Source organism: Photorhabdus hindustanensis, assembly GCF_002968995.1.
GTDB classification, from domain to species: domain Bacteria; phylum Pseudomonadota; class Gammaproteobacteria; order Enterobacterales; family Enterobacteriaceae; genus Photorhabdus; species Photorhabdus akhurstii.
Genome location: NZ_PUWT01000148.1, coordinates 1 through 8430, shown reverse-complemented (window position 1 = coordinate 8430; position 8430 = coordinate 1). Strand labels below are relative to the sequence as shown.

Here is an 8430-nt window from a genome sequence, read left to right as displayed (position 1 = left end):
TTACAGGTTTTACAGGTTTTACAGGTTTTACAGGTTTTACAGGTTTTACAGGTTTTACAGGTTTTACAGGTTTTACAGGTTTTACAGGTTTTACAGGTTTTACAGGTTTTACAGGTTTTACAGGTTTTACAGGTTAAAACTATCGTTAAAACTATCGTTAAAACTATCGTTAAAACTATCGTTAAAACTATCGTTAAAACTATCGTTAAAACTATCGTTAAAACTATCGTTAAAACTATCGTTAAAACTATCGTTAAAACTATCGTTAAAACTATCGTTAAAACTATCGTTAAAACTTCATACCGATTAACCCAAGAATTAAGACAATGTTTTTTAATTTTAATAACAGTCTAAAGCCTACCTATTATAAAGCCATCAGTGAAAAATGAAAAACAAAAATTGATTTTATTAATGCTTATGTCTGCTGGGAAAAACTGACAAATAAAAATATGAATAAATTAATCATATAATCTATTTTTCAAAAGGAATCGTCTTTAATAACGCCTTAAACCAAGGAATAAGCTTTTTCATAAACCAATTAAATCATCAATCATGAAAAATATGAATAACAAAACCATCAAATAAATGATTTAACGGCATACGAATTAAATTACTTTCAGCATTATTATTTTACATTGATTATACAAACCCGTGATAACTTAAACCAGCTTTACACTTTTTTATCCCATCTAATAACATCTCTTTTTTACTGTTTAATTTAAACCATTTCTCTTTTTATACCGTCAGGTGATTTAACACTAAAATCAATTTAATATCATTATTTTTCCGAGTTGTTTTCACTCGCTGTTAACGGTTAAACACCTATCTAACCGTTATCACATTTCTGACTTATTAATCCTGAAAATTTTTAACCTTTGTTGATAAAATAAAGCGTTATTAAGTATTAAAGAAAAGCTGATTAACCGACAATATGTTATTAAAATTTTTAGGCGATTTAAGAATATTCCTTATTTTGAATAATGGATTAACATAGGTATCAGGTTTAGCATTTCTTAACAGCGGTTTTACGGTATGATTCAATCCTTCTGCCAGATTCTTGGCACTTTCTTTAATACCTGAATTGCCATCGTGTCGTTAAAGGTTTTATCCAAGGTGATGGCGGCCAGTTCTGCGGCTAATGCGCCCACTGCCGCCCCTTTAGCATCCCCGCCGCTAATCTCCGCCGCCAGAGCGGACACTGCGGCATGGCTAATCGCTTTACCCGGAACATCCAGAATCTGCCCCTGATCACCAATCAGCTTAGCGCTTTCCGCATTAATCTGATTACCAATATTGCTCAACAACGCGGTTTGCAGATTATCCGTAAAACTGCTGCCATTAATGGCCGTGCCCAGTGTCGAACTCACGACGAAATTGTGGATAGAAGAGTCTATCCACTATGACCACCACGAAAGAATCAGCTTAAAGTGAAATAGCCTGAGTCCGGTGAAATTCCGGACTCAGGTATCATTAGCTGCCGAGTGTAACCTGCCCAACTTTGGGGCAGTTCATATTCATAGTGGGGTTAAAATTATAGATTTACTATATTTACTAAAGTGATTTTCTCCTCAAGAAAAATACACTCTGGAATATCGTTATATATATATATTTCATCTCCCAAATTAAGCAAGCTAATCTGACCATAACTACAAAAAATAAAATTAAAACCAATGACACATTGCTCAATTTCAGAGTAAATAGCATTAAAACGAGATAACTTCCGGCCTATCAATTCATTGAATATTGGATGTTGGGATATATCCTTAATTATTTGTTTCCCGTATTCACCTAAGTCACTCTCGAACATCGGTTTATTGCATACAACTAGTGATGAGCCGTCTTGACTGCAAGATATCTTCCTTGATACACCAGCCCCTTCAAATTCGAAAAGTAATTCTTGAGGGTGCTCTATATCCTCTACATGGAGTATATAGACTAATCCCTGAACAGATTTAAGACGGTTGCCAATAATGCCCATTCCCCAATCATGGGCTTCTTTAGAAATAATATTCAACGAGGTTCTCCTTTTAAGGCGTTTTTGACAGAAGTATTATTAACCCCATCTTTTAGGATGGTAACAAAAGTTCCGTCTGGTTTAGTAACAACAACGTCATTACCCTTTATTTTGAAGAATACATCACCTCTTGTTCCATTAGGGCCCTGTCCAGCAAAAACTCCTGGGATTGTTTTATCTGCGTTGTTACCTATATCATTTATTTTATCCAACAGCATTTTTCTGTCTGTAGCATTTGATGCATTACCGCCAAAATCTTCAACATGCTTTCCAAGTTTTTTCCCTAACTGAGCATCATCAACTTTGAAAACACTTCCCGCTCCAACACCACTACTGGGGAGTGATGTAGTTCCTGGTTTTGGTAACTGTCTTATTTCATCACTGGCCTTATTGAGCAGTTTGGAAGCTTCCCCAATATCACCTTTCTGTAAGGCTTTCTCTGCTGCCTTGATAGCCTTCCCAGCGGCATCACCTGCGCCGGGAATAATAGCGATTGCAGTAGCAAGATAATCTAATGCGCTTTTAGCCTCTACAAAACCTTTAAAATTGAATGGCCTGAGTCCGGTAGAATTCCGAACTCAGATATCATTATCTGTTTAGTGTAACCTGTCCAATTCTTTAGGTCAGTTCAGCATATCGAGAACTTCTTTAACGTAACCAGAATGGTGGATCATCTGGATCTAAGGCATCGTATTGCTCAAGAGGGCGATTTTTATCATCAATAAACCATGGTAAATCGGAGATCACTATTTTTACTGGTTGATATATTTTAAATGTGTCTAAAAATGATTTTGCAGACTCCTTAGCATCAATAAAACGACGGAAATAATCCATAAATACAAGATTTAATGTTGGCTGCTTAAAATCCAGATTGGTTAACTCAGTATCTCCTCCCATCTTTTGCCAATCTACTGTATTACTCTGAATTTTACTAAATAAATATTCAACAATAGACATAAGCTCCTCTGCTGGTTTGAGCTCATCTTGTTTCAGATAACGACGATAAAGACGATCCGTTAATAAACTAAAATCATATTCAGATTGAACATATTCGGCATAAGTCGTTATACACTGAAAAAAAACAACCACATCTGAAGCAGGACCATGTTCATAAACAGTATGGCCACCATGAAACCCTATGTTTTTCATTTTGTTTTAAACCCTATATCTGTCGGACTGATTGCACCATTCGATTTTTGAACTATTCCCTGAATGATCGTATCCTTTTGCCTTTGTGTAACATGTTACCCTCGAATATCAATAACAACTTCTTGTCTCATCCCCGCAGGTAGATTCTTCTGCCGTTCAATCGCCTGTCTGGCAACATTATTAATCAAGCCATTTTTGTTCGTTGCAATATTATAGTTCTTCACTTCAACACTACAAACATTGCCCTGACACCAGTCTGGAAGAACACTGCCTTTAGTGCCATAGGGAACTTCCTTGCCCTCTTTAATTGGATGAACTACACCTTAATCAATTAGTATCTAACTTTTGGGGTGCAATTCAACATGTCAGGGTTCTTTCTATTAAATTAAGCCAAGAAATTCTGGTAATCCTTTTACATAATCATATACTTCACCAGTATAATTATCTGATAAATCTTGGAAAAGTCTAATTACCTCTTGTTTCTCATCATCATTAAGTAACTGAAGTTCCGCTGCCATTTGTTCCATTATTTCTATTGCTGAATCCGGATTAAGCAGTTCTTCACTTGTAAACTCCAAAAATATGGCAAGATCAATAATGACCTTTACAAGCCTAATATTGCTATTCTTTAACAACTTTCACCTCTATGTTTTTGATTCCAAGTTCATCAAACATTTTTTGTGCTCTATTCGCCTGAGTTTGATTAGGTACTTCCCAACGTCCTGTCATACCATTGCGCTTTAACGCATCTGATTGTCGTAATGCCTGATCTTTCGCTTTTCGGGTTGTCACAACAGATATTTTTCTGTCTATCATGACATTATCATCTACACCATCAAACCTAACAGGCTTGTTTTTTCCATCAGTGTCTATTCTATCAATATTGGGAGCCTGTCCCTTTTTAGTTTCAATATTTGAACGAGCACCTGATGCAGAATCATTATAGCCTTTTGCCCGTTGACTCATGCTTGCATTTTCATCAACCCACTTAACTTTTATTTCATCACTGGCCTTATTGAGCAGTTTGGAAGCTTCCCCAATATCACCTTTCTGTAAGGCTTTCTCTACCGCCTTGATAGTTTTCCCGGCAGCATCACCCGCGCTTGGAATAATGGCGATTGCAGCAGCAAGATAATCTAATGCGCTTTTAGCCTCTACAAAACCTTTAAATTTGAATGGCCTGAGTCCGGTACACAATACCGGCCCCAAGTCATGCTAACCATCGGATAAAACTATCCAGAAATTAGGGTATAGTCTAAAAAAATCGGTATCTTTTAATCACAATCCTAACAGGCTATTCAGTCCCTTAACTGAATCATTAATATAACTTTCATATTGACTTAGTGGTTCATTTCTATCTAAAGCTACAGCATAAACTTGCTCCAAACTCAGCCAATGCTCATAAAACTGCTCCTTCCATTCATTATTCACATCTTGTAAGCAATCCAATAAATCTCTTAAGCGATCAATTAGTACATTTAAAGGAGTTTTATTTTCAACATATGACCCTAGAATTTCTTTCATCAAATTAAGTTGTCTAAAGTCGTACTCAGTAAGAGTAATATTGTTTAATTTATTCATTGTCTTATAATCCCAAAGTCTACTGTAACTACCCGGCCATATTTTTCATCGACCTCAACTCACTATTACAGGGTTCTAACTGGAACAGCTCGGATTTTATGCTGGCAAACCAGTTATCATAAAAATAGAAGAATATAGCCCCGATTGGATGAATTGCACCTTAATCAGTTAGGGTCTAACTTTTGGGGTGCAGTTAACTAACAATCGGGGATTAGTAATCATTACTGATATACTACTTCATAGCCACTGTTCAATTCAGTTTGTAGCTTTTCTCGCAGATATTGACCTTTCTCCTTAAAGACTATTTCTGCTTCTGGGGTTGAAAATCCAGAATTTAAGGGATCATCCAAATTTAATGTTTCATCATATTGTTTAGACCAATTATTTAATTCTTCTTTGAGAGAATCACTAATTGGTAAAACATCAGGATCAATATTCCCAACCTCATCATCTGAATCAAGCCATAATGGATAACAATCGTAATCAGCCATTAATTTTATTCTTTTCATCTATTTACTCCCTGCAACTATGTCCAATCTAACGAACCGTCATCCGAAACCCAAACTATCCCTCCAGGACATTCTTCAAATGTGAACCATAGACCATAATATAACTCCTCTTCGGTCTTAGGAAAAACAACCCGAAAATGCGTCAATTGCTCGTCGGTGGTACCTTCCAAAAACACACCGTTTTTAGCAAGTTTGATTTTGTTTTCTTTTAACAACCGCTCAATAAACTCCAAAAAATAGTTCTTTCTCTCTTCAAAAGAAAGGTTAATTTTGTTTAAGTTATTTGCACACATAGCCCCCCAAATAGTACTCGGGGAGCTCCCTTCTAACTCATCTCGAAATACTTTATATTCATCATCATGAAATAACATATTAATGCCTTATTGAAACTTTATTTCCACAGGTTTCTTAACCTTATCTTGCAATTTTCCTATTTGCTCATCACCAATAATTTCAATCGTCCAGCGTGCTTTAGTTCTATCTGCACTGGTTGAAACTTTACGCAAGTTTACGGTACTACCGTTTGCTAACTTGGCATAATAACGACCAGGTTTATTAGGTATTTCTGTGAAAGGTACTCCACCCGTTAAACTTTCTGCATAAGCGCGGATATTCTGCTCAGTCAATTTTTCGGTCGCAAACACTTTAACATTACCAGCTTTGTTGCTACCTCCTTCACCTAACACTTGCTTAAATTTTTGTCCAAAAACCATCAAATCACTTTCGGTATTATTACGATCAAAAATCTTCAGAATATCTTCTTTATGTATCTTTTGAACTGCTTGCAAAGCATCAAGAGTTGATTTTGACAATACATCACTTTTCATTTCAGCTTGAATGATCTGTGCGACTGCTTTTTCTTCGAACTTCCCAGTTTTCGATAAAACACTCGCGGATTCATTTAACGCTTTTGTCAATGCACTGGCGCTCTCTTTGCTTTTGTCCAAAATAAGAACAGAGTTAGACACCAAAACACCGGTCCCAACCGCCGCTTCTGGCGCAACCGCATCAGCGACAAAAATGCCCACATTATTCAGGCACAGCGTGAGCGTTGAACCGTTTAGCCCCGGCACAGCTCACAGTGCCGGGATTGTTGTTTAATTTAGAAGTTCTTTTGATACATTGCCTGTGTTAAAAAATTCTTTAAATACGCGATATATAAAATCGAAATTTTGAACTAAAGTTTTATCACTATGCATTTCACCTAAAATATCAATGCAATCTCCAGAGGCATTGTCATTATTTGGTGTTCTTACATTATGTTCACCTTCTATATCAAATTCACTTAATAATAGTAGGTAATTATTATCTTGTGAATACAAAGATAATTGATAAGGGCCTGATTCATCAGCGAAATTATTTCTTATAGTCAATACACCGGTTCTATCACGCATATATTCTAACAATCGGTATAGGTCCTGTTCAGAAGGTCTTATAACCGGGGAAAGCTGCTCTCTCTCTCCTAAACATGTAAGACTAAATCCCCCAATAACCATATCTATATTCATTTAACCTCCCGTAAGGATTTCATTCCTGATTGCCAAATATATGTTTTCGGTAAACCAGTTATATCATCTACAGCATTGACAGTAACTGATTTTGCACCTGCAACATCGGCTGCTGCTGCAATATCTCCTTTGCAATAACCACAAACATCTTTTCCTACTACTGTTATTTTTAAATCAGCACCTTTTGAAACACCTGCATCATAGGCTTGTTGGATGGCACCGATCTCCGCATGAGCAGTTGCCATATTGCCGTTTGGTAATTCTTTACCTTTAGCTATTTTTTTTGCCAAAATCCTGTCAGCAATTAGAGTACCTTGTTTCGCATTTGCCTGTTCAGAAGCTCTTGCTGTTTGATTCGTATCAGTAAATATTTTTCCATTCACTTCTAATTTAGCTGTAACTTTCGGGGCTATGGTTTCTTTTGTAGATACATTCTTCACCAAACTAGCTACGGCATCAGTATTAGGCTTATCATTTCTTAACAGCGGTTTTGAGGCGTGACTCAATCCTTCCGCCAGATCCTTAGCACCTTCTTTGGTGTTACCTAATACCTTTACCGTTCCCGCAGCCAAAACGCCGGTCCCAACCGCCGCTTCTGGCGCAACCGCATCAGCGACAAAAATACCCACGTTATTCAGGCACAGCGCCGGATTGGTTTTACAGCCTTCAAGCGCAACACGCCCTGCCGTTGCTATTTCAGCCGAACCCGCAATCAGTATCTGACCGCCATAAACCAGCGCGTAACCGCCTGCCGCCACTGCGGTAACGGCAATCGCGGCATTCCGCCGCGCAATGACGCGCTCTTCCGCAGCTTTATCCCCTTTTCCTGCCGCTAAGATGTCTTTTTGATTATCTACCGATAACTGGTACAACATGTGCTCAGTCATGTTATTTCGATAGACAAGCTCCGCGCTGTTCGCCGCACTGTAAGCGCCTTCCGGGGTATGGCTAATCAGTGCGCCTGACAACGCCCCGACAAATTTAGCGGTCTGGGCCTTAACTTCATTACCCGTCAGCGCTTCCTGAAGCTTATGGATTTGTCGCTCTGTTTCATTCTTATACGCCGGTTCAAATAGCCTGCTTTCCATTGTGATTGCCGCTAATTCAGCCGCCAGCGCACCTACAGCCGCCCCTTTGGCATCCCCACCAGCAATTTCAGCACTGATGCCTGCCACAACCGAATGGCTCAATATCCTGCCTGAGTGGCCTAAAACCTCCCCATTATCACCAATCAGTTTGGCGCCTTCCGCATTAATCTGATTACCAATATTACTCAACAATGCGGTTTGCAGATTATCCGTAAAACTGCCGCCGTTAATCGCCGTCCCTATTGTTGAACTCACGATGGATTGCGCCGCAACACGCTGGGCCACCTGACTCCAATTATTATTACTCAATAAGGGAAGCTGCGCTTTTATCGGATCGACAACGCCTTTTCCTTCCACTAATTTTCCCCAACCCATCGTGTGGTCTAATCCCCCTAATGCGCCACCCACGGCTATTTGGGTAACAAGGGATTTGATTGAATCGCGCTTCGCTAAGGCTGCCAGTGTCTTGGTGAGATCCCCTTTATTTTCAACTAAGGCCACCGCCGCCTGCGAGGTCAACCCTATCATTCCGCCATAAGCCGCCCCATAAACCGCGCTCGCCGTAGCTCCCGTGGCGCCTG

At 38.7% G+C, this 8430-nt stretch carries 13 protein-coding genes and 1 pseudogene; 1 reads left to right on the top strand and 13 read right to left on the bottom strand.

All coding sequences use genetic code 11. The features are described from left to right. Positions 1-1091: 1091 nt before the first annotated feature. The 3 genes and pseudogenes from C6H66_RS24800 to C6H66_RS24790 form a co-directional block, all read right to left on the bottom strand. Positions 1092-1370, bottom strand: a pseudogene (locus C6H66_RS24800) (DUF637 domain-containing protein); the annotation flags it as partial. A gap of 161 nt (positions 1371-1531) precedes the next feature. Next, positions 1532-2014: a hypothetical protein gene (locus C6H66_RS24795; RefSeq protein WP_051560853.1), complete on the bottom strand. Its 483-nt coding sequence runs from the start codon at positions 2012-2014 to the stop codon at positions 1532-1534. After that, a complete protein-coding gene (locus tag C6H66_RS24790) occupies positions 2011-2226 on the bottom strand; it encodes a hypothetical protein (protein WP_146110683.1) in 216 nt (71 codons plus the stop codon). Before C6H66_RS24790 ends, C6H66_RS24795 begins: the two co-directional genes overlap by 4 nt. A 91-nt stretch (positions 2227-2317) precedes the next feature. On the opposite strand from C6H66_RS24790, the gene C6H66_RS25765 reads away from it, so the two are divergent. After that, positions 2318-2524 (top strand): hypothetical protein, encoded by a 207-nt coding sequence (locus C6H66_RS25765; RefSeq protein ID WP_146111141.1) that lies wholly within the window; start codon positions 2318-2320, stop codon positions 2522-2524. A gap of 138 nt (positions 2525-2662) precedes the next feature. Here C6H66_RS25765 and C6H66_RS24785 read toward each other — a convergent pair whose 3' ends face one another. The 10 genes from C6H66_RS24785 to C6H66_RS24735 form a co-directional block, all read right to left on the bottom strand. Beyond that, a complete protein-coding gene (locus tag C6H66_RS24785; RefSeq protein ID WP_036810725.1) occupies positions 2663-3163 on the bottom strand; it encodes a hypothetical protein in 501 nt (166 codons plus the stop codon). Positions 3164-3258: 95 nt separating this feature from the next. Further along, a complete protein-coding gene (locus C6H66_RS27370; protein WP_282183136.1) occupies positions 3259-3387 on the bottom strand; it encodes a hypothetical protein in 129 nt (42 codons plus the stop codon). A 156-nt stretch (positions 3388-3543) separates the two neighbouring features. Beyond that, positions 3544-3798 carry a hypothetical protein gene (locus C6H66_RS24775; RefSeq protein WP_036782105.1) on the bottom strand — a complete coding sequence of 85 codons (255 nt, stop codon included), beginning with the start codon at positions 3796-3798 and terminating at the stop codon, positions 3544-3546. Continuing rightward, positions 3785-4360, bottom strand: coding sequence for a hypothetical protein (locus C6H66_RS24770; protein ID WP_105397041.1), 576 nt, complete (start codon positions 4358-4360; stop codon positions 3785-3787). Before C6H66_RS24770 ends, C6H66_RS24775 begins: the two co-directional genes overlap by 14 nt. 81 nt (positions 4361-4441) lie before the next feature. After that, the gene (locus C6H66_RS24765) at positions 4442-4744 is read right to left on the bottom strand and encodes a hypothetical protein (RefSeq protein ID WP_105397040.1); all 303 of its coding nucleotides are present in this window, start codon (positions 4742-4744) and stop codon (positions 4442-4444) included. A 221-nt stretch (positions 4745-4965) separates the two neighbouring features. Then, on the bottom strand, positions 4966-5253 hold the full coding sequence (locus tag C6H66_RS24760) for a hypothetical protein (protein WP_105397039.1): 288 nt from the start codon (positions 5251-5253) through the stop codon (positions 4966-4968). 17 nt (positions 5254-5270) lie between these two features. Beyond that, complete coding sequence (locus C6H66_RS24755; RefSeq protein ID WP_040154117.1) at positions 5271-5624, bottom strand: DUF596 domain-containing protein; 354 nt, start codon at positions 5622-5624, stop codon at positions 5271-5273. A gap of 9 nt (positions 5625-5633) precedes the next feature. Further along, the gene (locus tag C6H66_RS24750; protein WP_105397038.1) at positions 5634-6326 is read right to left on the bottom strand and encodes a DUF769 domain-containing protein; all 693 of its coding nucleotides are present in this window, start codon (positions 6324-6326) and stop codon (positions 5634-5636) included. 24 nt (positions 6327-6350) lie between these two features. Then, entirely contained in the window at positions 6351-6761 is a 411-nt protein-coding gene (locus C6H66_RS24745; RefSeq protein WP_105397037.1) for a DUF6911 family protein, read from the bottom strand. Further along, positions 6758-8430: DUF637 domain-containing protein (locus tag C6H66_RS24735; protein WP_181150307.1), on the bottom strand; the 1673-nt coding region annotated here is incomplete at its 5' end. The genes C6H66_RS24735 and C6H66_RS24745, both read right to left, overlap by 4 nt.

Bases quoted from the DNA above. Each gene is read 5' to 3' on its own strand.
- C6H66_RS24755 (WP_040154117.1), bottom strand. From the start codon at position 5,624: ATGTTATTTCATGATGATGAATATAAAGTATTTCGAGATGAGTTAGAA.
- C6H66_RS24745 (WP_105397037.1), bottom strand. From the start codon at position 6,761: ATGAATATAGATATGGTTATTGGGGGATTTAGTCTTACATGTTTAGGA.
- C6H66_RS24760 (WP_105397039.1), bottom strand. From the start codon at position 5,253: ATGAAAAGAATAAAATTAATGGCTGATTACGATTGTTATCCATTATGG.
- C6H66_RS24785 (WP_036810725.1), bottom strand. From the start codon at position 3,163: ATGAAAAACATAGGGTTTCATGGTGGCCATACTGTTTATGAACATGGT.
- C6H66_RS24765 (WP_105397040.1), bottom strand. From the start codon at position 4,744: ATGAATAAATTAAACAATATTACTCTTACTGAGTACGACTTTAGACAA.